A 24,269-nucleotide genomic window follows, 5' to 3' on the forward strand; every position below is an offset into this window, starting at 1 on the left:
GCTACGGCCCGCGCGAGTCGGGTGGCGCTCCGCGCGACGCCACGGAGGTGAGGGTCCGGAGCCGGTCGGCGACTCTCTTCCCGAGCCATGGGCTGTCCCTGTGGTGTCGGAAGGCGAGCGGGCGGACTTCGTAGGCACGGTCCAGCAAGGTCTCGGCGACGGCCGCGTCCTCGGGGGTGGCGGAGCGGGCGGCCTGGTGGGCGAGGGTGGCGTAGCGCCTGGAGAGGTCCTTGCGCAGGCCGGGCCCGTCGGCGGGGAGGCCGAGCCGTGGGTCGGCGCCGGCCGAGAGCGCGGCGAGCCCTGCCGCGTCGAGGGCACCCCGCGCGAGCGTGTCCCGCACGGTCTCCCACACCTCGGTGGTCATCCGCACCCGGGCCTCCTCGTCGGTCAGCCCGTGGGCGTGGAACAGCAGGGCGAGGCGCTCCAGAGTCTCGCGCAACAACGCCGGTACGTCGTCGGCGCGCTCGACCGTCCGTACGTGCTCGACCGCGATCCGCACGGCCGCCGTACGGGCCGCGGTCCGGTGCCGGGAGTGCCTCGGGACGGCGTCCAGTACGCGTACGGCCTCCTCCCCCGCACGTTCGCCGCCGAGGGCGAGACGGGCACGTGCGGCACCGAAGGCGGCGCCGCCCAGGGACGGATTACGCAGCCGCACGGCCTCGTAGAACGTGAACGCCTCGGGCCATCGCCCCAGGTGCTCGGCGCAGTAGCCGAGCGCCAGCTTGGGCGCGTACTCGCCGGGAATCGCCGCGTACACCCGGTCGAAGTCCCGCCTGGCGACGGCGACTTGATCCCGGGCGAGCGCGACGAGCCCCCGATGCCAGTCCAACCTCCAGTCGTACGGTGCCCGTTCGGGCCCGACCGACGCCTCGGCGGCACGCAACTCCCGCTCGGCGGCCTCCGGCCCGTCCGACGCCGTCCGCAACCGCAGCCGACAGCGCAGGAGATGGACCTCCGTGGAGTCGCTCCAGACCCCGGTGTGCTGCAGCAGCGCCTCCGGGTCGGCCTCGCCGAGCCTGCTCAGCTCCGCGTGGTGGTCGTCGTTGCGGTCGGGCCGCGGGACGGGCAGCCGCTGGGCCGCCTGCGCGGGCGTCGGCGGCGCGTCGGGCGACGGCGCCCGGGACGTGGCCCAGCGGGCGAGAGGTGGCGCGGAGCCGAGGGCGCCGTCGAGTGCGTACGGCGACTGGAGGAACAGCGGGGACGGCTCGAAGGTCTCCGTCCCGGTCCTGAGCGACCGCAACTCCCGGAAGACACCGCGCAGTTGCTCACCCATCTCACGGGCGTCGGCAAACCGCTCGGCCCGCTCGGCCCGGGTCGCGCGGTGCAACACCCGGGCGAGCGAGACGAGGCCGAGGCCTCGGGGGGTGGTGGGGCTCGGGGCGGTGGCGACAGCCGTGCCCGAGGCCATGGGATCTCCTGTGCCGGGGGGCGACTTCTCGGTGGGCGGGTCGCAGGCGCCCGGCGTCCCATCGGCGGCGGGACCCGCGCCGGCGCCCGGTGCCGCCTTGGACGTGGAGACCAGGTCCGGTCCCTGCACCTCCCCCACAGGCAGGACCGCGGCAGAACCGGACAGTCCCTCGGCCGCCCCAGCCGTACCGGCAGCCAGCGAGGCCAGGTCGCCGAGGACGGCCAGGTCCTGGGGTGACGTGCCGAGGCCGGCCAGACGCCGCAGTGTCTCGCCCAGGCTGAACAGGTCGTCCTGGCCGGTGGATCCGCCGTCCGGGCCGACCGTCGGGGCGCGGAACCCGTACGTCGTCAGCCCCGGCGCCCCCGCCGCCCGTACGCTCCCCACGTCGATGATCTTCGTCGCGGTGCCGTCGTGCATGACGTTGCCCGGCTTGAGGTCGCCGTAGACCCGGCCGGGCCGGGCGGCGTGCAGATGTCCGAGCGCGGACAGGATCCGTACGCCGTATGCCAGTACGAACTCGTTGAAGCGGCGCCCGCCGAACTCGTCCGGGTTCAGCCGTGCCCGCGCCCGCACCTCCTCCAGCGTGAGCCCGTCCACGTACTGGAGGACGAGGAAGTCGCCGACCTCGGGGTGATGCCCGTAGTTGAAGACTCGGATGATGTCGTCATGGCTGAGGTCGACCAGGGCCCGCCGCTCCCGGGCCAGCGCACCCGCCGCGAAGGCCGCCTGTTCGGGGTGCAGGATCTTGATGGCGACCTCGCGGTCGTCGACCTTGGTGTCGAGCGCGAGGTAGACCTCGCCCATCCCGCCGTAGCCGAGCGGGCGGATCAGTCGATACTGGCCCGCGAGCAACTGGCCGGGAGAAACAGGCAGTTCGTCCGCATCGACCCCGCGGGACACCGCGCGCTCCAGCAGCGTGATCGAGGGCAGTAGGGTCGGATCCGGGTTCTCCTCGGGCAGCTCGACATGTGCGGCCCGCAGGAACATCGGCTGCCCGGCGACCACGAGCGGCCCGAACGACCCATCGGACTCCGGCACTTCACCGAACCCGTCCCTGCCCGTAGCCCCCTCCATGCCTCCCCAGAATAGGGCCGGGGTGCGGGAATGACTCCTTGCAGTCCGCGCGTGAATCATGGCGTCTCAATCGTGACGTCCGATTCACGGTGTCCGCATCATGGCGTCGCCGGGTTCACCGGGCCCCAGCGCGTTCCCGGCCGAGAACTCCCTTTCAGGCACCTCCCGTTGAAGGCCTTCCCGCTCGGGCAAGAGCCTCCTCGGCCTGGGCGGCGAGCGTGGCGACGAGTTCGGCCGCGGGTGGCAGGTCGTTGACGAGGTCGACGGCCTCGCCGGCCCACACCGGCAGGGACGGCAGGTCGCCTCGGGCGACGTCGGCCTGGTAGGCGTCGCGGGCCCGGGGGTCGGCGGCGAGTTCGGCTTCCCGGCCCCGCCAGCGGTCGAGGTAGGGGTGGCCGAGGGTGCGAGCCGTGTACTGGTGCGGCCAGGGTGATGACCTGGCGATGTCGAGGACCCGGTTGCGTTCCGTGTCCTCCCCGCGTCCCTTGACGATGGCCTCGGCGCTCGCGGGCTCGACCAGGGCCTCGGCCGTGGCCTGGAACCTGGTGCCGATGAGCGCTCCGGCCGCCCCCAGCACCAGGGCGGCGGCCATGCCACGGCCGTCGGCGATCCCACCGGCCGCCAGCACCGGCACGGGCGCCGCCAGATCCACCACCACCGGCACGAACGGCAGCGTCGCCCGCCCGTGCCGGGCCCCGTGCCCACCGCTTTCCGTGCCCTGCGCCACGATGACGTCGGCCCCCAGATCGAGCGCCCGACGAGCCTCCTCCAGGTCTGTGACCTGCACGATCAGCGCCGCGCCGGCGGCCCGGATGGTCTCGACGAAGGGGCTCGGGTCCCCGAAGGAGAGTGCCACGGCTTCGGGGCCGTACTCCAGTGCCTGTTCCACCGCGCCGACGTCGGCCGCCCAGTTCAGGAACCCGACTCCCCACGGATGCCCGCCCCCGGCCACGACCGGCAACTCCCGCGCCAGCCACTCCCGTTCGCCGCCCCCTGCGCCGACCAGCCCCAGCCCGCCGCCGCGCGAGACGGCGGCGGCCAACGCCCCGCCGGCCGACCCGCCCATGGGCGCCGAGGCGATCGGATGCCGTACACCGAACAGTTTCGTGAACGCGGTCGCCAGTGTCATGCCTGTCATCATCGACCGGAGAGAACCGAGGGAGAAGGAGAACGGACATGACCGCACTCACCACCGCCGAGTCTCTCCACGACACCCCGGAAGGCCTCCTCTGGGAACCCAGTGAACGCTGGGTACGCGGCCGAAAGGACAAGGTGACGGTCGTCGACAGCCACCACCCCGTCCTCGTCTGGGAGCCCGGGGTCCCGGTGCCGCTCTACGCCTTCCCGCGCGCGGAGGTGCGCGAGGACCTGCTCCGCCCCGCGAAGAACCCGCCGACCGGCACCCACACCGGCTCGCAGATCTTCTACGACCTCGAAGTCGACGGCGAGTTGCTGGAGAACGCCGCCTGGACGTTCCCCGCGGCCGACCTCGCCGACCACATCGCCTTCGAGTGGTTCCGGCGTACCGGAAAGGGCCTTGACCACTGGTACGAGGAGGAAGAGGAGATCTTCATCCACCCTCGCGACCCGCACAAGCGGGTGGACGCGATCGCCAGCAGCCGGCACGTCCAGGTCGAGATCGACGGCAGGGTCGTCGCCGACACGCACCACCCGGTGCTCCTCTTCGAGACCGGTCTGCCGACCCGCTACTACATCCCCCGCGAGGACGTCCGCCTCGACCTCCTCACCCCCACCGACCACCACACCGGCTGCCCCTACAAGGGCACGGCAGCGTACTGGTCCTGGGCCGGAGAAGGGGACGACGTCCCGCCCAACCTGGTGTGGAGTTACGCCGCTCCGCTGCCCGCGGTGGGCGCGATCCAGGGACTGCTCGCCTTCTACAACGAGGTGCTCGACATCACGGTGGACGGCGAACGCCTGGAGCGTCCCGTGACCCACTTCAGCAAGCACCTGCCGTAGAACTGAGATTGGAAGGACGGGAGACCGGGGACCGGATACCGGGAGGCTCGGTTCAGACCTTCACGTGCCGAACGAGCCAGGACATCATCTCGCTCAGGTCCCCGACGGCGTCCAGCACCACATCCACCGCCTCGAGGGTGTGCAACCAGCCGTCGCACCCCAGCGGTCGCACCGCGATCAACGAGCGATGGCGCAGCAGTTCGGCACGCTGATGGTCGGCCGGGTAGTCACGGGGGACCCGTTTCATGAGGTCACCGGTGACTTCGTACTCCCGATTCCTCAACTCCTCGACGATGGCGGTGAGTTCACGGCCACTGCCGTCGACGGCCACCGCCTGCCGGAACTTGCGGATCTGTTCGGGAACGGGGTACCACCAAGCCCCCTGGATCCGCAGTCCGTCGAGGTCGAAGCGAAGCCCTATCTCGATGTTGCGCGCAAGGCGGATCACGGCCCCTTGGTGCTGCCACCACCAGGAGTTCGTCCGGTAGTGCCAGACGGAGAAGTCGTCGTATGCGGCGTCCCTGTCCGCGAGGTCGTTCAGCAGCGCGATCATCGGCTGCCGCACCAGTTGCTCGCGCTCTTTCCGACACTTCTCCCGCACCGACTGCGAGGGCTCGCCCTCCAGTTGGAGCAAAACGTCGAAGGCCCCCTCGGGCCACCCTGTGAACCGTCCGGCCATGCGCGAACCCTACTTGCCCATTGGGGCAACTCCACTGCCCTCTGTCCCTGCCTTCGCGACCGGTGACGTCCCGCCGGCGAGCCGCTAGCGTCCGAGCGTGAGCTCGAACACCCTGCCGAGACCCCGGCCGTCCGCCATGTCCTCGTACAGCAGGCCCGGCACGTGACCGAGCAGACGGAGGGCACGGCACCCGTCCACGAGGTGGAGACGGCCGAACGGGCAGATGCCGAGCCGGTGTTGAGGACCCCGCAGCCGCCGAACGGAGAGCGTCCGCGCCGTCGCGGTCCCGGCCCCTTCCTCCTGATCGTGGCACCCGCGCTGGTGGCTCTCATCGGGGTGTCCGGCTACCTGGCCCTCACCGACGGCCTCTCCCCCGTGCTGTCCCAGGGCTCGGATCCGGCACCGACGGACATCAGCAACGTCGATGCCTCGTACGTCCCTTGGCTGCGCAAGGCGACCGCCGACTGCACGGTCGTCACGCCAGCCGTGCTCGCCGCGCAGATCGATCAGGTCTCGGGATGGAGCGACGACTCCGCGAGCCTTTCGCAACAGGGAATCGCCCGCTTCACGGACGCCCAGTGGCGGACCTGGGGCCGGGACGCGGACGCCAACGGCCGCTCCTCACCGCACGATCCGGTGGATGCGATCATGGCCCTCGGCCGGCAGGACTGTTCGCTCGCCAAGAAGGTGACGGCCCTCAGGACCGAGGGAACCGTCAACGGCGACCTCACGGACCTGACCCTCGCCGCGTACGCGGTCGGGACGGACACGGTGGCGAAGGCGGGCCGTGTCTCCGGCAGCGCACGCACGTTCGTCGACGGGGTCAAGGGACGGCGTCCGCAGTACGACGCACTCGTACGGCGGACTCCCGAGGACACCGGCGGCCAGAACGCCTCCACCATCCTGTCCCCACCGGTCACCACCCTCACGGTCACCTCCCCCTTCGGCTCGCGCAAGCACCCGCTCACCGGCGTCACCAAGCTCCACACCGGGGTGGACTTCGGCGCACCCAAGGGCGCCCAGGTGTCGGCCGCGCGGGACGGCCGGGTCGAGTTCGCGGGCATGACCACGGCGTACGGTCTCCGCGTGGTGATCGACCACGGCACGATCGAGGGCAAACGGCTGGAGACGACGTACAGCCATCTGTCCGCCCTCCAGGTCACCGTGGGCCAGTCGGTGACGGCAGGTTCCCCGGTCGGTCTCGTCGGCTCCACCGGCCTGTCCACCGGGCCGCACCTGCACTTCGAGGTGCTCCTGGACGGGCAGTACATGGACCCGGTCCCTTGGCTGAGCCCGGCTCACTGACGCTGTCAGGGGCGCTGGGCCGGCAGGCCGGGCCCTCGAAGTCTCGAAGCTACGAAACCTCGAAGCCACGAAGCTACGAAGCTACGAAGGAGAGCCGCACCTCTCCGTCTGAACGGCGGGCCTCAGTCCGGCAGTTGATCGGCACCGGCCCGTAGTTCCTGCCCCCCAGGAGGCGGACCTGGATACCTTGCGCGCACGCATGTCACGCGCGTGCACAGAGGTTCAAGCAACTGTCTACGTCCCGGACCTCGTAGCCGCATGGGCCGAGTTGCACTGACCACCAGGCGACGAGGGGATGACGATGGTGACAGTCGTGCGAGGTCATCGACATGATGACCGTCGTGACGAATCAGGTATCCCTGGAATCCCAACTCGCGTCGCTCATGGGCGAGTACGAGCGGGCCAACAACAGTCATGACATCGAACGGGTCGTGCCGTTCATCGCCGAGGACGCCACGTACTGGTTCTCGGACGGCTCGCATCAGGGCATCGAGGAGATCCGGTCCGCGATCGAGAAGACGTTCGCGAAGATCCTCGACGAGGTGTACGAGGTCCGGGATCTGGAGTGGCCCGTACTCACCGCGGACGTCGCGGTGTGCCGTTATCGGTTCGCCTGGACCGGCGTCGTCGACGGTGAACCGCGCTCCGGCCGAGGGAGAGGCACCAATGTCATCGTGCGGCGGGACGACCGCTGGAGGATGCTGCATGAGCATCTGAGCTCCTGATCCTGCGGACAGCCGGCCGTCTCTCCCCGCCGGCCATCACCGCCATGATCACACTTGCCTCCCAACCGTGACGGCACACGTCACGAGCATTCCCGGCCCGGCGACATACCACCTACACCCGTCAGCCCCCCTTGCCCCTGCACCAGGACCCACCTAGCCTGATTTTGTGCCGCTAATAAACAAATCCCGATCGCACAACGCCGTGCCGGGCCAGAGCAGCGACCTCACCCGACTCCGGATCACCCTCACCGCGTTCTTCGCCCTCGACGGCTTCATCTTCGCCGGCTGGGTCGTCCGCATCCCCGCCATCAAGGAACAGACCGGCGCCTCGGCCAGCACCCTCGGCCTCGCCCTCCTCGGTGTCTCCGCCGGCGCCGTCATCACCATGATGATCACCGGCCGCCTCTGCCGCCGCTACGGAAACCACCAAGTCACCGTCGTCTGCGCCGTACTGCTCGCCCTGAGCGTCTCACTCCCCCCACTCACCCACTCCGCGCTCACCCTCGGCGCCGTACTGCTGATCTTCGGCGCCGCCTACGGAGGGATAAATGTCGCGTTCAACAGCGCGGCCGTCGATCTGGTCAGGGCCATGCGCCGGCCCATCATGCCCAGTTTCCACGCCGCGTTCAGCCTCGGCGGCATGGTCGGCGCCGGACTCGGCGGACTCGTCGCCGGCGCCCTGACCCCCACCCAGCACCTGTTCGGCCTCACCGTGATCGGCCTCATCGTCACCGCCGTGGTCGGCCGCAGCCTGCTGCGCCTCCAGCCACCGGCACTCCCCGAGGACTCACCGAAGGAGGAGGCCGCACCCCGCCGCCTCGACAGGCGCACCCGCGGTCTCGTGATCACCTTCGGCCTCATCGCCCTGTGCACGGCCTTCGGCGAAGGAGCCCTGGCCGACTGGAGCGCCCTGCACCTGGAACAGGACCTCGACGCCACAGCCGGCGCCGCCGCGCTCGGCTACTCCTGCTTCGCGCTCGCCATGACCGCCGGCCGACTCACCGGCACCCGGCTGCTCGAACGCCTGGGCCGGACCCGCACTCTCGTGTCCGGCGGCACGATCGCCGCCCTCGGCATGCTGCTCGGCGCGCTCGCTCCCTCCCTGTGGGCGGCCGTCCTCGGCTTCGTGATCACCGGGCTCGGCCTCGCCAACCTCTTCCCCGTCGCCATCGAACGCGCCGGCACGCTCGCAGGCCCCGACGGCGTCGCCATCGCCTCCACCTTCGGCTACGGCGGCATGCTCCTCGGCCCACCCGCCATCGGCTTCATGGCCGACTGGTTCTCCCTCCCGGCCGCCCTCACGAGTGTTGCGGTACTGGCGGCTACGGCGGCTCTGATCGGCTTCGCCACCCGAGGTGCGGCAGAGCGCTGACCAACATCACTTCCCGCGCCTCCGTCCGCCCCCCGACCCACGTTCACCTGGCCGACCCGTGACGACGGCGCCGTGGAAGCTCGTACGGACCGCCGCACCTCCCCTCGACCACACCCGATACGGCACACTCACCGCCATGGACACCACAGCCTTCGTCGCGCAGTTGGACCGGGAGGGTCGACTGCTGGCCGCGGCCGCCGAGCAGGCGGGGACCGATGCCAAGGTGCCGACCTGTCCGGAGTGGCAGGTTCGGGATCTCGTGCGGCACACGGGCATGGTGCACCGGTGGGCGGCGGCGTTCGTGGCCGAGGGGCACACGGCCTACCACCCCGACGGCGGGCTGCCCGAGCTGGACGGCGCCGAGCTGCTGGACTGGTTCCGCGAGGGCCACGGGTATCTCGTCGAGACCCTGGCGGCCGCGGCGCCCGACGTCCAGTGCTGGCAGTTCATGCCGGCGCCGTCGCCGCTCGCCTTCTGGGCCCGGCGGCAGGCGCACGAGACCACCGTGCACCGGATCGACGCCGAGTCGGCGCGGGGCGGCACGCCCACCGAGATCTCCACGGGCTTCGCGGCCGACGGCATCGACGAGTTGCTGCGCGGCTTCCATGCCCGGTCCAAGAGCCAGGTCCGCAGCGAGGAGCCACGGGTGCTTCGGGTGCGCGCGACGGATGCCGACGGCGCGGTGTGGACCGTACGGCTGTCTCAAGAACCGCCCGTGACCGTCCGGGACGCGACCGGCGACGCCGACTGTGAACTGGCCGGGCCCGCCGTGCAGTTGTATCTGGCGTTGTGGAACCGGCGCCCGTTCCCGAGCGTGACCGGGGACGCGGCCCTCGCCTCGCTGTGGCGCGAGAAGTCGGCCGTCACTTGGAGCTGACCTTCAGGCGGTGAGCATCCGCGTCAGTACCGCGCGCTGCACCGGCAGCACCTCGCCGTGCAGTGAGCGTCCCTTGTCCGTGAGTCCCACGCGCACGCCCCGCCGGTCCTCCGGGCACATGGTGCGCTCGACGAGCTCGTCCTTCTCCAGCCGGGCGATCAGCCGCGACAGGGCGCTCTGGCTCAGATGGACGCGCTCGGAGATCTCCTGCACGCGGTAGGCGCAGGCATCGCCGGCCAGTACGTCCAGCACCTCGAAGTCGCTGGCGCACAGGCCGTGTTGGTGCAGCACGCGGTCCAGTTCGCACTGGGTGCGCGCGTGCAGCGCGAGGATGTCCCGCCACTGGTCCACGAGCCCCTGCTCGGCATTCTTGGCCGCCATGCGGGCACCGTAGCAGAGAATCACGTTTGTTGCACGTACATTAAATGCCCTTGCATTCCATGCATGTGCATGTAGTGTCTCCGGTCATGACCTCACCGCTCACCATCCCCGCGTCCGCCGGACGCTGGACGCCCCGGCTCTGGGGCACCCTGCTGGTGCTCTGCGCCGCGATGTTCCTGGACGCGCTGGACGTGTCCATGGTCGGCGTGGCCCTGCCGTCCATCGGTTCCGACCTCGACCTGTCCACCTCGACGCTGCAATGGATCGTCAGCGGCTACATCCTGGGCTACGGCGGTCTGCTCCTGCTCGGCGGTCGCACCGCCGACCTGCTCGGCCGGCGCCAGGTCTTCCTGGTCGCCCTCGGCGTCTTCGCCCTCGCCTCCCTGCTCGGCGGCCTCGTCGACTCGGGCCCGCTGCTGATCGCCAGCCGCTTCATCAAGGGCCTGAGCGCGGCCTTCACAGCCCCCGCAGGCCTGTCGATCATCACCACGACCTTCCCCGAGGGCCCGCTGCGCAACCGGGCCCTGTCCATCTACACCACCTGCGCGGCCACCGGCTTCTCGATGGGCCTGGTGCTGTCCGGCCTGCTCACCGAGGCCAGTTGGCGGCTGACCATGCTGCTGCCCGCGCCCATCGCCCTGATCGCCCTGTTCGCCGGCCTGAAGCTCCTCCCGCGCAGCGAGCGCGAGAAGGACCACAACGGCTACGACATCCCCGGCGCCGTCCTCGGCACCGCGTCGATGCTGCTGCTCGTCTACACGGTCGTCCAGGCACCGGAGTCCGGCTGGGCCTCGGCCCGCACACTGCTGTCCTTCCTCGCGGTCGCCGTCATGCTCACCGTCTTCGTACGGATCGAGCGGCGCTCGGCCGGTCCGCTGATCCGGCTCGGCGTACTGCGCTCCGGCACCCAACTCCGCGCCCAGCTCGGCGCGATGACGCTCTTCGGCTCGTACGTCGGCTTCCAGTTCCTGGTCACGCTGTACATGCAGTCCCTGCTCGGCTGGTCGGCGCTGCACACCGCGCTCGCCTTCCTGCCCGCGGGCGCGATCGTCGCGCTGTCCGCGACGAAGATGGGCGCGATCGTCGACCGGTTCGGCACTCAGCGGCTGATCGTCGCGGGCTTCGTATTGATGATCACCGGATACGCGCTGTTCCTGCGTGTCAGCCTCGACCCGACGTACGCGACGCTGATCCTGCCGTCGATGGTGCTGATCGGCGGGGCCTTCGCGCTGATCTTCCCCTCGCTCAACATCCAGGCCACCAACGGCGTCGACGACCACGAGCAGGGCATGGTCTCCGGGCTGCTCAACACCTCGGTGCAGGTGGGCGGCGCGATCTTCCTGGCCGTCGTGACGGCCGTGGTCACGGCGGGCGCCGACGAGAACGCCGGCCCGCAGGCCGTCCTGGACAGCTACCGGCCGGGGCTGATCGTGGTCACCGGCATCGCCGCGGCGGGCCTGCTGATCAGCCTCCCGGGTCTGCGCACCCGGCGCCGGCAGCAGTCCGTGGTGGTCGCCAAGTCCACATCCCAGGAGGCGGAGCGGGTTTCGGTCCGCGACTAGGGGGACGCCTCCGCAGTGTGTGCCCGGCGGGATCTGTGTCCCGCCGGGCACACGGCTGAGAGACTCACTCCTACGTCCGAATACGGGGGACGGCGCGGTCAGGCCGATCGGGACGCGGTGACCGTCGAGATCGGCTACGCCCTGTCCAGCGCGGTGTTCGCGGCGGCGGTCGTCTTCGGGGCGGTAGCCGGTCCGGCGCTGCTCTTCGATCTGCCGCGTGTCGTCGAGACCGTGCTGGTGCGCGCGGGGCTGGTGCTCGTGCCGGTGCTGTTCTTCGTGCGGGTGATCACCGTGCTCGTCCGCCTCCGGCAGGCGGCTCAGCCCAGCCAGCCCGGGCGCACCAACCCCGACTCGTAGGCCAGAACGACCAGTTGGGCCCGGTCCCGGGCGCCCAGCTTGACCATCGTGCGGCTGACGTGGGTCTTCGCGGTGAGCGGGCTGACGACCAGGCGGCGGGCGATCTCGTCGTTGGAGAGGCCGATCCCGACCAGGGCCATCACCTCCCGCTCCCGCTCGGTGAGTTCAGCGAGCACGTCCGCGACGGCGGGTTCCTTGGAACGGGCCGCGAACTCGGCGATCAGACGGCGCGTGACACCGGGCGAGAGGAGCGCGTCGCCCTCGACCACCGCCCGTACCGCGCGCAGGAGTTCCTCCGGCTCGGTGTCCTTCACCAGGAAGCCGGAGGCGCCCGCGCGGATCGCCTCGAAGACGTACTCGTCGAGCTCGAAGGTGGTCAGCATGACGACCTTGACGCCTTCGAGAGCAGCGTCGTCGGTGATACGGCGGGTCGCCGCCAGTCCGTCGAGCAGCGGCATACGGATGTCCATCAGGACGACGTCGGGGCGCAGTTCACGCACCTTCCGTACCGCCTCCTCGCCGTCGGAGGCCTCCCCCGCCACCTCGATGTCCGGCTGTGCGTCGAGCAACGCCCGGAAGCCGGCCCGCACGAGTGACTGGTCGTCGGCGAGCAGTACGCGGATCACCGGTCGTCCTCCTTGGCCTTCACCTTCAACGGCAGTACGGCGAGCACCCGGAAGCCTCCGTCGGGGCGCGGGCCCGCCTCGATCGTGCCACCCAGAGCGGCGGCCCGCTCCCGCATTCCGGCCAGTCCGTTGCCGCTGCCGCCCGCGTCGGCGCCGGTCGCGGGCCCGTCGTCGTCGATCCGCAGCCGTAGCTCCCGCTTGTCGTGGGCGAGACGCACGCGCGCGTGACGCGAGCCCGAGTGGCGTACGACGTTGGTGAGCGCCTCCTGGACGATGCGGAAGGCGGCCAGGTCCGTGCCCGGCGCGAGCCGGGGTGGCTCGCCCTCGACGTCCACCGTCAGACCCGCGCTGCCGGCCTGCTCGACCAGCTCGGGCAGCCGGTCCAGACCGGGCGCCGGGGCGCGCGGCACGTCCCCGGGCGTGCGGAGTGTGTCGAGCACCTGGCGGACCTCGCCGAGCGCCTCCTTGCTCGCCGCCTTGATGGTGGTGAGCGCCGTGCGCGCCTGCTCGGGATCGCTGTCGAGCAGGGCCAGGCCGACGCCCGCCTGGACGTTGATGACGGAGATGCTGTGCGCGAGGACGTCGTGCAGTTCGCGGGCCATCTTCAGCCGCTCCTCGTCGGCCCGGCGCTTCGCCGCCTGCGCCCGCTCGGCGCGATCGCGGGCCCACTGCTCACGCCGGGTCCGGGCCAGCTCGGCGACCGCCACGATCGCCACCACCCAGGTGGCGACCACGATCTCCTGCCCCCAGGCCACCGCCGAGTCTCCGGACGGTGGCAGCCAGCGGTAGAGCCAGTGGGACATGAGCACGTGCCCCGCCCACAGCATCCCGACCGCGCCCCAGGCGGCCCGTCGGTACCCGGCGACGACGGCACTGAAGCAGGCCAGGGCGACGGTGAGGAAGACCGGCCCGTACGGGAATCCGGCGCCCAGATAGACCATGGCGGCGGCGGACGTGCCGAAGACGACGACCACGGGATGCCGCTGACGCCACAGCAGCAGTCCCGACCCGACGATCAGCAGCACGCGCGCGAAGGCGTTGAGCTCGGCCCGCTCGTGCACCTGCTGGTGGGCCGCGTAGTTCGAGCCGATGAGCACGAAGACGGTGAGCAGCACGGTGGAGCGCCACGGCCAGCGGGCGCCGCGCTCCTCCTCGTTCCAGCGGTTCAGCCACGGCGGCCCGTGCCGCCACCACTGGGGCGGACCGCCCCCGCTCACACGCTGCTCTTCCATGACCGCAACGCTAGACGTCACCAGGCCCGACGGGCGTCCGCCGGGCGTGGTGATCACGCGTACTCCCGGGGAAGTACGTCAGCGGGTGGCGGGGCACCTTCGGCCAAGGAGGGAGCGACGGCCCCCGGAGGGCGCGGTCACCGTAGGCCCGCCCCCTTCACCGCAGGCCCACTCCCGCGGCCAGTCGGCCCGCCCCGTGCCGGAAAAACGTCCCCCGGTCCTCGACCACCCGGTGGAACTGGCCGAACAGCTCGAACCCGATCAGCCCGAACATCTGCGCCCAGGCCGCGACAAGGGCCGTCGCCACGGCCGGCGGGAGGTCGGGGGCGATGTCGGCGGCCATCCGCTCGGCCTCGGGGCGCAGTTCCGCGGGCAGCGGCGGCATGGTCAGGCCGGGGCCCCGGAGGGCGTCGCGAACGATGCCGATCAGGACCAGGCCGACCCGGGAGGCCGGCGGGACCGTGGTGTCGGGGGCGATGTATCCGGGGACCGGCGAACCGTAGATCAGCGCGTACTCGTGCGGATGCGCGAACGCCCACTCGCGCACGGCTTCGCAGACAGCGATCCAGCGCTGTACGGGGCCTGCCGCGTCGGCGGTGTCACGCGCCGCCTCGGCCGCCTCGCCGACGGAGTCGTACGCGTCGATGATGAGGGCGGTGAGCAGGTCGTCGCGGCTGGGGAAGTAGCGGTAGAGCGCGGACGAGACCATGCCGAGTTCGCGGGCCACGGCGCGCAGCGAGAGCTTGGCGGCGCCCTCGGCGGCGAGCTGTTTGCGGGCCTCGTCCTTGATGGCCGCGGTGACTTCGATCCTGGCCCGGGCACGGGCCCCGTGTGCGGTGCTCATGCGAGCGAGTGTGCCACGAAAACAGAGCAGTGCACACAAGCAAGAGCGGTGCACTAAAAAGAGAGCACTGCTCTTGCTTTGGATCGCCGATCTCAGGCAGACTGACAACGCAAGCGAGAGCAGTGCTCACAAAAGTGAGCGACGCTCTCTCATCGGTTGGAGAGCATCATGTCCGAGTCCTCGTCCTCGTCCTCGTCAGCGCCGTACTACCTCAAGGGCAGCCCGCTGACCGTCCGCATCAACAGCGTCCTGGGCTGGATGGCCCGGCACGGAGTCAGCCTCATGGGCTCCGCCGAGATGTCGGTGCGCGGTCGCAAGAGCGGCCGGATGCAGCGCATCCCGGTCAACCCGCACACCTACGAGGGCACGCAGTACATCGTCTCGGCCCGCGGCCACTCGCAGTGGGTGCGGAACATGCGGGTCGCCGGCGGCGGCGAGCTGCGCGTCGGGCGCAAGATCCGCACGTTCACCGCGCAGGAGCTTCCCGACACCGAGAAGCTCCCGATCCTGCGGACCTACCTGGAGAAGTGGGGCTGGGAGGTCAACCAGTACTTCCAGGGCGTCACCGCGAAGTCCACCGACGAGGAGATCATCGCGGCCGCACCGGACCACCCCGTCTTCCGCATCACGGTCGCGAAGTGACCGCGCTCTTCGGCAGCGCGGTCAGCATCACGGTCGGCAGATGACGTCGCCGCACGGTCAGGAGCTGCCCTCGCCTCCCTTGCCGACCGCTCCCGGCTCTTCGACCGCACCGGCCTCTCCCGCCGCACCCGCACTCGCCTCTCCGCCCGCGTCGACCGCGCCGGCCTCCACAGGACGCCGGTCGAGCGCGGTCAGGGCGCGCTGGGCCATCGGGTGGGAGCGCATGAGTTCGGCGAGGGAGGTCGAGCCCTGGGTGATCTCCCTGAACGCGTTCCACGCCGGCCGGAAGCCGGTGAGTGCCGCGTGGAACAGGCCGGGACGGCGCTCGAAGATGGCCAGCATCCGCTTGCCGACGCTCATCTCGACCCCGAGACCGGCCTTGATCGCGAACGCGTAGTTCAGCGCCTGGCGCCGCGCGTCCACCGCGTCGTGCGCTTCGCCGATCCGCACGGCCCACTCCCCCGCGAGGCGCCCTGAGCGCAGCGCGAACGAGATGCCCTCGCGCGTCCACGGCTCCAGCAGCCCGGCCGCGTCCCCGCACACCAGCACCCGCCCGCGTGAGAGCGGCGAGTCGTCGGCCCGGCAACGCGTCAAGTGCCCTGAGGAGATGCTCGGTTCGAACCCTGCGAGGCCGAGCCGGGCGATGAAGTCCTCCAAGTACCGCTTGGTCGCGGCGCCTTCGCCGCGGGCCGAGATCACGCCCACCGTCAGGGTGTCGCCCTTGGGGAACACCCAGCCGTAACTGCCGGGCATCGGGCCCCAGTCGATGAGCACCCGTCCCTTCCAGTCCTCGGCGACGGTCTCCGGCACCGGGATCTCCGCCTCCAGGCCGAGGTCCACCTGGTCGAGCTTCACGCCGACGTGCGCTCCTATGCGGCTGGCGCTGCCGTCCGCCCCGACCACGGCCCGGGCGAGCAGCGTCTCGCCGCCCTGCAGCACCACGGCGACCGTGCGCCGGTCCGGCACGGACGAACCGTGCTGCTCGACGCGTTGGACGGTGGCGCCCGTGCGCAGTTCGGCGCCCGCCTTCTGCGCGTGCTCGACCAGTTGGTGGTCGAACTCGGGCCGGTTGATCAGCCCGAACATCATCTGCTTGGAGCGGCGGGTGCGTGTGAAGCGCCCGTTGTTGGAGAACGTCACCGCGTGCACGCGGTCCCGCAGCGGCAGTTCGAAGCCGGGCGGCAGGCAGTCGCGGGATGGTCCGATGATGCCCCCGCCGCACGTTTTGTACCGGGGCAGCTCAGCCTTCTCCAGCAACAGCACGCTCCGCCCCGCCACCGCGGCCGCGTACGCGGCGGAGGCCCCCGCGGGTCCCGCACCCACCACGACGACGTCCCACACCCGCTGTCCGTCGTCCGCCGAAGAGTTCTCGCTGCTCACGATGGTCCGTTACTCCCGATCACGCCGCCTGCCGCACCTGTCTCCCGCATCCTACGGCGGGCGTCGCCGCGGACCGCTGTGGGAGGATCACAGCACTTCACTTGCACAACGTCGCACCCACAAGGAGCGTGCCCATGTCGTCGAATCCGGTCGCCGAGACCGTCGCCTCGCTGATGCCGAGGGCCCAGGCGGAACTCGCCGAACTGGTGGCGTTCAAATCGGTGGCCGACTTCGACCAGTTCCCCAGGAGCGAGAGCGAGGGCGCCGCGAACTGGGTCGCCGACGCCCTGCGCGCCGAGGGTTTCCAGGACGTGGCCCTGCTCGACACCCCCGACGGCACGCAGTCGGTGTACGGCTGTCTGCCCGGCCCCGAGGGCGCGAAGACGGTCCTGCTCTACGCCCACTACGACGTGCAGCCCCCGCTCGACGAGGCCGCCTGGACCACCCCGCCCTTCGAGCTGACCGAGCGCGACGGGCGCTGGTACGGGCGCGGCGCGGCCGACTGCAAGGGCGGGGTCATCATGCACCTGCTCGCGCTGCGTGCCCTGAAGGCCGCCGGCGGGGTCCCGGTCCACGTCAAGTTCATCGCCGAGGGCTCGGAGGAGCAGGGCACCGGCGGTCTGGAGCGGTACGCCGAGGAGCACCCGGACCTGCTCGCGGCCGACACCATCGTCATCGGCGACGCCGGCAACTTCCGCGTCGGTCTGCCCACGGTCACCTCCACCCTGCGCGGCATGACCCTGCTACGCGTGCAGATCGACACCCTCGAAGGCAACCTCCACTCGGGCCAGTTCGGCGGCGCCGCCCCCGACGCGCTGGGCGCCCTGATCCGCGTACTGGACTCGCTGCGCGCCGAAGACGGCTCGACGACCGTCGACGGGCTTGCCCCCGAGAGCGGTTGGGAGGGTCTTCAGTACGAGGAGGAGCAGTTCCGGCAGGACGCGAAGGTGCTGGACGGCGTACAGCTGATCGGTTCGGGCACGGTCGCCGACCGCATCTGGGCGCGCCCCGCCGTGACCGTCCTCGGCATCGACTGTCCGCCGGTCGTCGGTGCCACGCCGTCCGTGCAGGCGAGTGCGCGTGCGCTGGTCAGCCTGCGGGTGCCGCCGGGCGTGGACGCGGCCGAGGCGACCAAGCTGCTGCAGGCCCACCTGGAGGCGCACACGCCGTGGGGCGCCCGGGTGCGCACCGAACAGACCGGCCAGGGCCAGGCGTTCAGCGCCGACACGACCAGTCCGGCGTACGCGGCGATGGCCGAGGCGATGGCGGTCGCCTACCCGGGCCAGGAGATGCAGTACGCCGGCCAGGGCGGCTCCATCCCGCTGTGCAACACCCTGGCCTCGCTCTACCCGCGCGCGGAGATCCTCCTGATCGGCCTGAGCGAGCCGGAGGCCCAGATCCACGCGGTGAACGAGAGCGTGTCGCCTGAGGAGTTGGAGCGTCTGTCGGTGACGGAGGCGCTGTTCCTGCGGAACTACGCGGCGAGTTGATCCCAGCTACGCAGAGCGGCGGGCCCTCGTCCTACTCGGACGGGGGCCCTTCTGCGGTCGTCCCCGTGGACGGCGTCACGGCGTGGGCACACCGCGCTCCAGGTACATCGCGGCGCCCCGCTCCCGGGCCCGCAGCGCCCAGCGCAGCCGCTCGTAGCGGACCGGCGGGAGCAGTTCTGCGGCCTCCTCCTCGGTGACGAAGCGCCAGTCGCGCAGTTCGGGGCCGGGCAGCAACAGCCGCGCCGCCTCGGTGGAGTCCAGGCGCCCGCCGTCGTAGAGCAGGCGCAGTCCGCCGAAGCCGGGCGGTGCGGGGGCCTCCCAGTCGACGACGAGGAGATGCGGTACGTCGGCGAGGCGGATGCCGGTCTCCTCGGTGACCTCGCGCATGCCGGCGCGGGCAGGAGCCTCGCCGGGTTCGACGACACCGCCGGGGAACTCCCAACCGGCCTTGTAGGTGGGGTCGACGAGCAGCACCCGGTCCTGTTCGTCGAAGAGCAGGACGCCGGCGGCGAGCGTCTCGGCGGTGGGCTCGGGCGTCTGCACGATGTCGCAGACCGGCACCTCACCACGCCCGCAGGCCTCCGCGATCCGGACGGCGGTCTGGTACGGGGTGAGGGCGCCGGAGTCGACGGGGTGGGCGTCGGCGGTGAGCCAGGAGGCGAGGGCGGCGCGGTACGGCTCGATGTGGTCGTAGGCCCACTGCCGTTGTCGCAGCTCTCCGTCGGGGAGGTCCGGTGGGACCTCCCGCCCGGCTATTCGCTCCCGCAGGATCGTTTCCGCCGGAGCCAGGAGGACATGCCGAACGGCGATGCGGCGCGCGGCCAGACCACCGAAGATCTCGTCGCGGTACTCCTGGCGCAGGAGGGTCATCGGGACCACGAGGGTGCCGCCGAGTTCGGCGAGCATCGCGGCCGCCGTGTCGATCACGAGGCGTCGCCAAATCGGCAGGTCCTGGAAGTCGCCGACCTCGGCGAGGTGCTTGGGCGGCAGCAGGTGTGTCAGTGCCCCGCCGATGACCTCGGGGTCGAAGAGCGTGCTGTTCGGGATCAGGTCGATCAGTTCCCGTGCGGTGGCGGTCTTCCCGGCACCGAACGCCCCGTTGATCCAGACGATCACGGACAGTTCCCCCTCTTCTATTGGCCCCCTGAGGCTTGCCCGTTTCACCCTGCCACGAAAACCAGCCCCAGTTGAGAGCGCATGAAGAGGGGCGCCGATGCCCACCGCCACAGCGGGGACACCGGCGCCCTGTGGGGACCGTGCGTGACGTCAGCCGTTCTCCCCCAGGGCCTTGTCGGCGTCGGCGAAGCTGTCCTTGCTGATCGTTCCGGCGACCGTGCCGAGGGTGTCGTCGACGCTCAGGCCACCCAGTGTCTGTTGATCGCCCAGTACCTGGTGGTCGCCCCCGTGTGTCGGGCTGATCGCGGCGACGACGAACCCGGTGGCGAGGGAGGCGATGGCGAGCATGCTGCGCTTCTTCATGCCCGGTTCAACTGCGTGGACCGGGCAGGGGTCACGCACCCGTTCCGGCGGTCCCCGAGCGGGCATCCTGGTACCGGCGACCGAGCCGACCGGGGGGCGGGCGGATGGACGCGGGCGACGGACACATCCACGTCGACTCGAACATGCTCCGCGACAACGCCGCGGTTCGGGCACGCTGGCGGCCACCTTCGGTCTCGTCGGCGATGCGCCGGGCACCGTCACCACGGGCTGCGGCCTCCGGGTCCCGTACGCGCTCAGTCATCCGATCTCCCACCGAACCCTCGGTAGGGATACTTCGTCGCAACGATGACCACGCCCCGCACGCCCTCCACGGGACGCCAACCAACACAACCGAACGCGCGGTACGGATCCCGCCCCTGCCTGGCACCGATGTCAAGGGTCTGACGGGATACCAAACCACTGCTTCCACACCTCTTCCAACACAGTCAGACACGTCCTACCGTAAACGCGCATGGATGACGCGAACATGACGTCATCCCATCTTTCGCGCGTTCGGAGGAATGCAACGATGCGTCACCTCTACACCCGCACAACCCGCCGAAGAGTCGTCGGAGCTGTCACCGCGGGACTGCTGTGCGCCGCCGGGCTCGCCGCCCCGGCCATGGCGGCGGCACCCGCCGACCGGCCCCGTACCGAGCCCGCCGCACCGGCCCCGGCCGACGGCCTCGCCCTCACCCCGCCGATGGGCTTCAACAACTGGAACTCCACGAACTGCCGCCCGGAGTTCAACGAGGCCATGGTGGAGGGAATCGCGGACCTCTTCGTCGCGAAGGGTCTCAAGGACGCCGGCTACCAGTACGTCAACCTGGACGACTGCTGGGCCCTGCCCAGCAGGGACGCGGACGGCAAACTCGTACCGGATCCGGTGCGCTTCCCCCACGGGATCAAGGCCGTCGCCGACTATGTGCACTCCAAGGGCCTCAAGCTCGGGATCTACACCAGCGCGGGCACGAAGACGTGCAACGACGCGGGATTCCCGGGTGCGTTGGGCCATGAGTACAGCGACGCCCAGCAGTTCGCCGACTGGGGCGTGGACTACCTCAAGTACGACAACTGCAACAACCAGGGCGTGGACGCCAAGTTGCGCTACACGACCATGCGCGACGCGCTGAAGGCGACCGGGCGGCCCATCGTCTACAGCCTCTGCGAATGGGGCGAGAACAAGCCCTGGGAGTGGGCGGCGGACGTGGGCCAACTGTGGCGCACGACCGGTGACATCAGCGACAACTGGGGCTCGATGGTGTCGATCCTCAAGCAGAACCTGCCGCTCGCGCAGTACGCCGGTCCCGGGCACTGGAACGACCCGGACATGCTGGAGGTCGGCAACGGCGGCATGACCGACACCGAGTACCGCTCGCACTTCTCGATGTGGTCGATCATGGCGGCCCCGCTGCTCATCGGCTCGGACCTGCGCAAGGCGTCCCAGGCGACCTTCGACATCCTCGACAACAAGGAGGTCGTCGCGGTCGACCAGGACCCGCTGGGCAAGCAGGGCACGGTCGTCTCCTCCGAGGGCGGACGCTGGGTCGTCAGCAAGCAGATGAAGGACGGCAGCCGCACGGTGGCGCTCTTCAACGAGTCGGGCAGCGCCCAGCGCATCGCCACGACCGCCGCCGCCGTCGGCCTGCCCCGCGCCCACGCCTACACGCAGCGCGACCTGTGGCAGCACAAGAGCTTCAACACCGCGGGCACGATCGCGGCGACCGTCCCGGCACACGGCACGGTCCTGCTGCGGATCTCCGCGGACCGCAAGTGGGCCACCAACCCGCCGGCCGTCGAACTCGGCCTGGGCGGCAGCCCGTTGATCGAGGCGGGCAAGAAGTTCCCGCTGACCTCCACGGTCACCGACCTCGGGCGCACGGCGGCCGAGCACGTCTCGGTGACACTGTCCGGACCCGCGGGTTGGAAGATCAAGGCGACGTCGTCGACCAAGGCCAAGGAACTGAGGACGGGCCGATCGCTGCGCAGCAAGTGGTCGCTCACCGCGCCGAAGGGGACACCGACAGGGTCGTACGACCTGAAGCTCAAGGCGAGTTACCGCTCGCCGAAGGGGGCCCGCGTCGAGAGCGTCCTGCCATTGACCGCGTCCGTGGTCGTGGCGCCGCCCGCGGGTGTCTCCGGGCTCGGGGATCTGCCGTGGCTGTCGGCCACCAGCGGCTGGGGGCCGGTGGAGCGCAACACCAGCAACGGGGAGAGCGCCGCGGGTGACGGGAATCCGATCACCATCGGCGGAGTCGTGTACGCCAAGGGGCTCGGCGTACACGCCGACAGCGACGTCGAGTTCTACACCGGCAAGGCGTGCGAGAAGGTCACCGCGGACGTCGGCGTCGACGACGAGAAGGGCGCGAACGGCACCGTCGCCTTCGAGATCTGGGCCGACGGCACCAAGGTCGCCTCGACCGGCACCCTCACCAACGCGATGCCGGCCCAGCCGATCACCGCGGACGTGACCGGCGCCCAGGTGGTCCGGCTCGTCGTCACCAACGGCGGGGACGGGTTCGACTCCGACCACGCGGACTGGGCGGGCGCGCAGCTGAGCTGCTGAGCCCCCGTGGGGCCCAGCAGCAGGGGTGAACGTTCCTGCCGAGGGCTGTCAGACCGTGGCCGCGTCCGTCCGCCGGGCGAGCGCGGCCGCGGCCGCTCCCACCAGACCGGCGTCCGTGCCCATCTGGGCCGGCGTGACCTCCAGGCGCTGCACGAAGGACAGCGTCGCGTAGTCGCCCAGGGCCTTGCGCAGCGGCGTGAACAGCACGTCGCCCGCCTTGCCCACGCCCCCGCCGATCACCGCGATGTCGATCTCCACCAGGGTCGCCGTGGCCGCGATACCGGCGGCCAGCGCCCGGGCGGCGCGGTCGAAGGAGGCCACCGCGACCGGGTCGCCATTGCGTGCGGCGGCGGCCACGGCGGCGGCCGAGGTGTCGCCGTCGGGGCCCGGCTGCCAGCCGTTCTCCAGGGCGCGGCGGGCGATGTTGGGCCCGCTCGCGATGCGCTCCACGCAGCCGCGCGAGCCGCACGGGCACAGGTCGCCATCCAGGTCGACGCTGATGTGGCCGATGTGACCCGCGTTGCCCGTCGGGCCGGGGTGCAGTTGGCCGTTGAGGACCAGGCCGCCGCCGACGCCGGTGGAGACCACCATGCACAGCGCGTTGTCGTGGCCGCGGGCCGCGCCCTGCCAGTGCTCGGCCGCCGTGATCGCCACGCCGTCGCCGATCAGCTCGACCGGCAGCCCGCCGGCCGCCTCCTGAACTCGACGGACCAGCGGGAAGTCGCGCCAGCCCGGCACGTTCACCGGGCTGACCGTGCCCGCGGTGGCGTCCACCGGGCCGGCGCTGCCGATGCCGAGCGCCGTGGCGCGTCCCCACTCGGGTGCGGCGGTGAGTTCGCCGAGGACCTCCTCCACGGCTCCCATCACGGTCTCGCCGTCGTCCTGCGCGGGTGTCGCGCGCTGGGCGCGCACCACGATCTGGCCGTGGCCGTCCACCAGCGCCCCGGCGATCTTGGTGCCGCCGATGTCGAGCGCGGCCACGAAGTCGGTGTGCATCAGTGTCGGATCTCCCCGTCAACCAATTGGATCTCCGCCGGCCGGGGGAAAGTTCCCCCTTCAACCACGGAGAAGTGTGGGCCGGTCTCGCGGTGGGGGCGCAGGCCGGAGATTGCGGTGGACAGTCTCTCTTGCATATGACAACGTTGTCCAGGCTCTATGCTCGACGCCACATCCTCATACAACCTCATGGTCCGACGCATCCCCATGGGACGAGACAGGACAGGACAGCGCATCGTGCCAGAGACCGCCCGTCGCTCAGACCACCTCAACGCCACTCGTTACGGCAATCGTCCCACCATGAAGGACGTGGCCGCGCGCGCCGGCGTCGGCCTGAAGACCGTGTCCCGCGTGGTCAACGGCGAGCCCGGGGTCACCCCGGAGACCGAGCGCCGGGTCCAGGAGGCCATCGACGCGCTGGGTTTCCGGCGCAACGACAGCGCGCGCGTGCTGCGCAAGGGCCGCACCGCGAGCATCGGTCTGGTCCTGGAGGACCTCGCCGACCCGTTCTACGGCCCGCTCAGCCGCGCGGTCGAGGAGGTGGCCCGCGCACACGGCGCCCTGCTGATCAACGGCTCCAGCGCGGAGGACCCGGACCGCGAGCAGGAGTTGGCGCTGGCACTGTGCGCGCGGCGGGTGGACGGGCTGGTGGTGATCCCGGCCGGCGACGACCACCGCTACCTGGAGCCCGAGCTCAAGGCGGGCGTCGCCACGGTCTTCGTGGACCGGCCGGCCGGGCGGATCGACGCCGACGTGGTCCTGTCCGACAACTTCGGCGGCGCCCGCGACGGCGTCGCCCACCTCATCGCCCACGGCCACCGCCGGATCGGCTTCATCGGCGACATGCCCCGCATCCACACGGCCGCCGAGCGGCTGCGCGGCTACCGGGCCGCCCTGGAGGACGCCGGGACGCAGGTCGAGGACTCCTGGATGTCCCTGGGCGTCACGGACCCGCAGCGGGTGCGCCGGGCGGCCGAGGAGATGCTGGCAGGACCCGACCCCGTCACCGCGATCTTCGCGGGCAACAACCGGGTGACGGTCACCGTGGTCCGCGTGCTCGCCGAGCACAGCCGCCCGACCGCCCTGGTCGGTTTCGACGACTTCGAGCTCGCCGACCTGCTGCAGCCGGGCGTCACCGTCATCGCCCAGGACGCGGCCGCCCTCGGCCGCACGGCCGCGGAACGCCTCTTCCGCCAGCTGGACGGCACCCTGATCGCCCCCGAGCGCATCGAACTGCCGACCCGCCTGATCGCCCGCGGTTCGGGCGAAGTGCCCCCGGCGGTCTGAGGCGCGC

At 71.1% G+C, this 24,269-nt stretch carries 22 protein-coding genes; 11 read left to right on the forward strand and 11 right to left on the reverse strand.

What is annotated here, in order from left to right:
• Position 1 precedes the first annotated feature (1 nt).
• Together M2283_RS32200 and M2283_RS32205 are read right to left on the reverse strand one after the other, a co-directional pair.
• On the reverse strand, positions 2-2,482 hold the full coding sequence (locus M2283_RS32200; RefSeq protein WP_280879972.1) for a serine/threonine-protein kinase: 2,481 nt from the start codon (positions 2,480-2,482) through the stop codon (positions 2-4).
• Positions 2,483-2,636: 154 nt separating this feature from the next.
• Positions 2,637-3,611, reverse strand: coding sequence for a nitronate monooxygenase (locus M2283_RS32205; RefSeq protein ID WP_280879973.1), 975 nt, complete (start codon positions 3,609-3,611; stop codon positions 2,637-2,639).
• 47 nt (positions 3,612-3,658) lie between these two features.
• Here M2283_RS32205 and M2283_RS32210 point away from each other — a divergent pair, with 47 nt between their 5' ends.
• Positions 3,659-4,462 (forward strand): DUF427 domain-containing protein, encoded by an 804-nt coding sequence (locus tag M2283_RS32210; RefSeq protein WP_280879974.1) that lies wholly within the window; start codon positions 3,659-3,661, stop codon positions 4,460-4,462.
• A 52-nt stretch (positions 4,463-4,514) separates the two neighbouring features.
• Here M2283_RS32210 and M2283_RS32215 read toward each other — a convergent pair whose 3' ends face one another.
• Positions 4,515-5,141, reverse strand: a complete 627-nt coding sequence (locus M2283_RS32215) for a DUF2461 family protein (protein WP_280879975.1) — start codon at positions 5,139-5,141, stop codon at positions 4,515-4,517.
• A gap of 162 nt (positions 5,142-5,303) precedes the next feature.
• On the opposite strand from M2283_RS32215, the gene M2283_RS32220 reads away from it, so the two are divergent.
• The 4 genes from M2283_RS32220 (at position 5,304) to M2283_RS32235 (ending at position 9,420) form a co-directional block, all read left to right on the forward strand.
• Complete coding sequence (locus M2283_RS32220) at positions 5,304-6,446, forward strand: peptidoglycan DD-metalloendopeptidase family protein (protein ID WP_432423159.1); 1,143 nt, start codon at positions 5,304-5,306, stop codon at positions 6,444-6,446.
• 341 nt (positions 6,447-6,787) lie between these two features.
• A complete protein-coding gene (locus M2283_RS32225; RefSeq protein WP_280879976.1) occupies positions 6,788-7,171 on the forward strand; it encodes a YybH family protein in 384 nt (127 codons plus the stop codon).
• A 202-nt stretch (positions 7,172-7,373) separates the two neighbouring features.
• Positions 7,374-8,543 carry an MFS transporter gene (locus M2283_RS32230; RefSeq protein WP_280879977.1) on the forward strand — a complete coding sequence of 390 codons (1,170 nt, stop codon included), beginning with the start codon at positions 7,374-7,376 and terminating at the stop codon, positions 8,541-8,543.
• Between the two features lie 136 nt (positions 8,544-8,679).
• Complete coding sequence (locus tag M2283_RS32235; RefSeq protein ID WP_280879978.1) at positions 8,680-9,420, forward strand: maleylpyruvate isomerase family mycothiol-dependent enzyme; 741 nt, start codon at positions 8,680-8,682, stop codon at positions 9,418-9,420.
• 3 nt (positions 9,421-9,423) lie between these two features.
• On the opposite strand, the gene M2283_RS32240 is transcribed toward M2283_RS32235, so the two are convergent.
• Entirely contained in the window at positions 9,424-9,801 is a 378-nt protein-coding gene (locus M2283_RS32240) for a MarR family winged helix-turn-helix transcriptional regulator (RefSeq protein WP_280879979.1), read from the reverse strand.
• A gap of 86 nt (positions 9,802-9,887) precedes the next feature.
• On the opposite strand from M2283_RS32240, the gene M2283_RS32245 reads away from it, so the two are divergent.
• Both M2283_RS32245 and M2283_RS32250 read left to right on the forward strand, forming a co-directional pair.
• Complete coding sequence (locus M2283_RS32245; protein ID WP_280879980.1) at positions 9,888-11,363, forward strand: MFS transporter; 1,476 nt, start codon at positions 9,888-9,890, stop codon at positions 11,361-11,363.
• A gap of 33 nt (positions 11,364-11,396) precedes the next feature.
• The gene (locus M2283_RS32250) at positions 11,397-11,720 is read left to right on the forward strand and encodes a DUF6332 family protein (protein WP_280880063.1); all 324 of its coding nucleotides are present in this window, start codon (positions 11,397-11,399) and stop codon (positions 11,718-11,720) included.
• On the opposite strand, the gene M2283_RS32255 is transcribed toward M2283_RS32250, so the two are convergent.
• The 3 genes from M2283_RS32255 to M2283_RS32265 all read right to left on the reverse strand — a co-directional run bounded on the left by M2283_RS32255 (position 11,681) and on the right by M2283_RS32265 (position 14,422).
• A complete protein-coding gene (locus M2283_RS32255; RefSeq protein ID WP_280879982.1) occupies positions 11,681-12,346 on the reverse strand; it encodes a response regulator transcription factor in 666 nt (221 codons plus the stop codon). The genes M2283_RS32250 and M2283_RS32255 overlap by 40 nt on opposite strands.
• Positions 12,343-13,578, reverse strand: coding sequence for a sensor histidine kinase (locus M2283_RS32260; RefSeq protein ID WP_280879983.1), 1,236 nt, complete (start codon positions 13,576-13,578; stop codon positions 12,343-12,345). The genes M2283_RS32255 and M2283_RS32260 overlap by 4 nt, the downstream gene beginning before the upstream one ends.
• A gap of 157 nt (positions 13,579-13,735) precedes the next feature.
• Entirely contained in the window at positions 13,736-14,422 is a 687-nt protein-coding gene (locus M2283_RS32265; protein ID WP_280879984.1) for a TetR/AcrR family transcriptional regulator, read from the reverse strand.
• A 168-nt stretch (positions 14,423-14,590) separates the two neighbouring features.
• Here M2283_RS32265 and M2283_RS32270 point away from each other — a divergent pair, with 168 nt between their 5' ends.
• Positions 14,591-15,064, forward strand: coding sequence for a nitroreductase/quinone reductase family protein (locus M2283_RS32270; RefSeq protein ID WP_280879985.1), 474 nt, complete (start codon positions 14,591-14,593; stop codon positions 15,062-15,064).
• 57 nt (positions 15,065-15,121) lie between these two features.
• On the opposite strand, the gene M2283_RS32275 is transcribed toward M2283_RS32270, so the two are convergent.
• On the reverse strand, positions 15,122-16,444 hold the full coding sequence (locus M2283_RS32275; protein ID WP_280879986.1) for a geranylgeranyl reductase family protein: 1,323 nt from the start codon (positions 16,442-16,444) through the stop codon (positions 15,122-15,124).
• A 134-nt stretch (positions 16,445-16,578) separates the two neighbouring features.
• Here M2283_RS32275 and M2283_RS32280 point away from each other — a divergent pair, with 134 nt between their 5' ends.
• Complete coding sequence (locus tag M2283_RS32280; RefSeq protein WP_280879987.1) at positions 16,579-17,934, forward strand: dipeptidase; 1,356 nt, start codon at positions 16,579-16,581, stop codon at positions 17,932-17,934.
• Between the two features lie 75 nt (positions 17,935-18,009).
• On the opposite strand, the gene M2283_RS32285 is transcribed toward M2283_RS32280, so the two are convergent.
• A complete protein-coding gene (locus M2283_RS32285) occupies positions 18,010-19,050 on the reverse strand; it encodes an NUDIX hydrolase (RefSeq protein ID WP_280879988.1) in 1,041 nt (346 codons plus the stop codon).
• A 150-nt stretch (positions 19,051-19,200) separates the two neighbouring features.
• Positions 19,201-19,413: a hypothetical protein gene (locus tag M2283_RS32290; RefSeq protein WP_280879989.1), complete on the reverse strand. Its 213-nt coding sequence runs from the start codon at positions 19,411-19,413 to the stop codon at positions 19,201-19,203.
• A 529-nt stretch (positions 19,414-19,942) separates the two neighbouring features.
• On the opposite strand from M2283_RS32290, the gene M2283_RS32295 reads away from it, so the two are divergent.
• Positions 19,943-21,979, forward strand: coding sequence for an NPCBM/NEW2 domain-containing protein (locus M2283_RS32295; protein WP_280879990.1), 2,037 nt, complete (start codon positions 19,943-19,945; stop codon positions 21,977-21,979).
• Positions 21,980-22,027: 48 nt separating this feature from the next.
• Here the strand turns inward: M2283_RS32295 and M2283_RS32300 are convergent, their stop codons facing one another.
• A complete protein-coding gene (locus M2283_RS32300) occupies positions 22,028-22,975 on the reverse strand; it encodes an ROK family protein (RefSeq protein ID WP_280879991.1) in 948 nt (315 codons plus the stop codon).
• Between the two features lie 207 nt (positions 22,976-23,182).
• Here M2283_RS32300 and M2283_RS32305 point away from each other — a divergent pair, with 207 nt between their 5' ends.
• Complete coding sequence (locus M2283_RS32305) at positions 23,183-24,262, forward strand: LacI family DNA-binding transcriptional regulator (RefSeq protein WP_280879992.1); 1,080 nt, start codon at positions 23,183-23,185, stop codon at positions 24,260-24,262.
• Positions 24,263-24,269 lie beyond the last annotated feature (7 nt).

This window comes from Streptomyces pseudovenezuelae (assembly GCF_029892565.1).
Taxonomy (GTDB): domain Bacteria; phylum Actinomycetota; class Actinomycetes; order Streptomycetales; family Streptomycetaceae; genus Streptomyces; species Streptomyces pseudovenezuelae_A.

Excerpts from the sequence above, each read along its gene's own strand:
- M2283_RS32200 (WP_280879972.1), bottom strand. The coding sequence starts at position 2,482 with ATGGAGGGGGCTACGGGCAGGGACGGGTTCGGTGAAGTGCCGGAGTCC.
- M2283_RS32205 (WP_280879973.1), bottom strand. The coding sequence starts at position 3,611 with ATGACACTGGCGACCGCGTTCACGAAACTGTTCGGTGTACGGCATCCG.
- M2283_RS32210 (WP_280879974.1), top strand. The coding sequence starts at position 3,659 with ATGACCGCACTCACCACCGCCGAGTCTCTCCACGACACCCCGGAAGGC.
- M2283_RS32215 (WP_280879975.1), bottom strand. The coding sequence starts at position 5,141 with ATGGCCGGACGGTTCACAGGGTGGCCCGAGGGGGCCTTCGACGTTTTG.
- M2283_RS32235 (WP_280879978.1), top strand. The coding sequence starts at position 8,680 with ATGGACACCACAGCCTTCGTCGCGCAGTTGGACCGGGAGGGTCGACTG.
- M2283_RS32240 (WP_280879979.1), bottom strand. The coding sequence starts at position 9,801 with ATGGCGGCCAAGAATGCCGAGCAGGGGCTCGTGGACCAGTGGCGGGAC.
- M2283_RS32245 (WP_280879980.1), top strand. The coding sequence starts at position 9,888 with ATGACCTCACCGCTCACCATCCCCGCGTCCGCCGGACGCTGGACGCCC.
- M2283_RS32260 (WP_280879983.1), bottom strand. The coding sequence starts at position 13,578 with ATGGAAGAGCAGCGTGTGAGCGGGGGCGGTCCGCCCCAGTGGTGGCGG.
- M2283_RS32265 (WP_280879984.1), bottom strand. The coding sequence starts at position 14,422 with ATGAGCACCGCACACGGGGCCCGTGCCCGGGCCAGGATCGAAGTCACC.
- M2283_RS32270 (WP_280879985.1), top strand. The coding sequence starts at position 14,591 with ATGTCCGAGTCCTCGTCCTCGTCCTCGTCAGCGCCGTACTACCTCAAG.
- M2283_RS32280 (WP_280879987.1), top strand. The coding sequence starts at position 16,579 with ATGTCGTCGAATCCGGTCGCCGAGACCGTCGCCTCGCTGATGCCGAGG.
- M2283_RS32290 (WP_280879989.1), bottom strand. The coding sequence starts at position 19,413 with ATGAAGAAGCGCAGCATGCTCGCCATCGCCTCCCTCGCCACCGGGTTC.
- M2283_RS32295 (WP_280879990.1), top strand. The coding sequence starts at position 19,943 with ATGCGTCACCTCTACACCCGCACAACCCGCCGAAGAGTCGTCGGAGCT.
- M2283_RS32300 (WP_280879991.1), bottom strand. The coding sequence starts at position 22,975 with ATGCACACCGACTTCGTGGCCGCGCTCGACATCGGCGGCACCAAGATC.
- M2283_RS32305 (WP_280879992.1), top strand. The coding sequence starts at position 23,183 with ATGGGACGAGACAGGACAGGACAGCGCATCGTGCCAGAGACCGCCCGT.